The organism is Paenibacillus tyrphae, assembly GCF_027925525.1.
GTDB classification, from domain to species: Bacteria; Bacillota; Bacilli; order Paenibacillales; family NBRC-103111; genus Paenibacillus_G; species Paenibacillus_G tyrfis_B.
Genome location: NZ_BSDJ01000097.1, coordinates 1 through 578 on the forward strand (window position 1 = coordinate 1; position 578 = coordinate 578).

Consider the following 578-nt stretch of genomic DNA (forward strand, 5'->3'; position numbering starts at 1 on the left):
TAACATACGAACCTCGGAGTAATAACCGTTCTTCACCATATCGGCAATGACAAGGGCGTCCTTGACATCGTTTTTCGTGGGGGAGTTATCTCTATTTTCCTTATTGCGTTTGACATGAAAAGGATTAACGAGAACAAGCTCGAGTTGCCTTTCTTGAAGCCAGAAGGCGAGATTGAGCCAGTAATGCCCCGTGGGCTCAACACCGATGAGCACCTTCGTTTTGTGATGCTGATCCATTATAGCTTGTATCCACTGGAAGAGGTTTTTAAAGCCGGTGTGATCGTTAGAGAAGGCAAGATAGTGGCCACGTTCGATCCCACGAAAATCGACAGCACGGGCAACGTGAGAAAACTTGGCAATATCGATGCCGATAACAAGATGGTCGATTGTAATTTTTTCAATACGTTGATTTTGTTTGTCACTTTGTTTAAAGTTCATAATAAGAGCGCCTCCGTATAGATGAATTTGGGTTGTCTAGGCCCCATAAATTCATAATACTGGAGAGCGCTCCTTTTTGACAAAATCCAAAATTAGCGACTTACAGGAATACTTTGAAATCCGTGAAAATACCGCTAATT

General features: G+C 42.6%; 1 protein-coding gene. It reads right to left on the reverse strand.

Annotation, left to right across the window (positions count from 1 at the left end; translation table 11 throughout):
- Nucleotides 1-438: IS110 family transposase (locus tag QMG93_RS35010; RefSeq protein ID WP_281944521.1), on the reverse strand; the 438-nt coding region annotated here is incomplete at its 3' end.
- Nucleotides 439-578 lie beyond the last annotated feature (140 nt).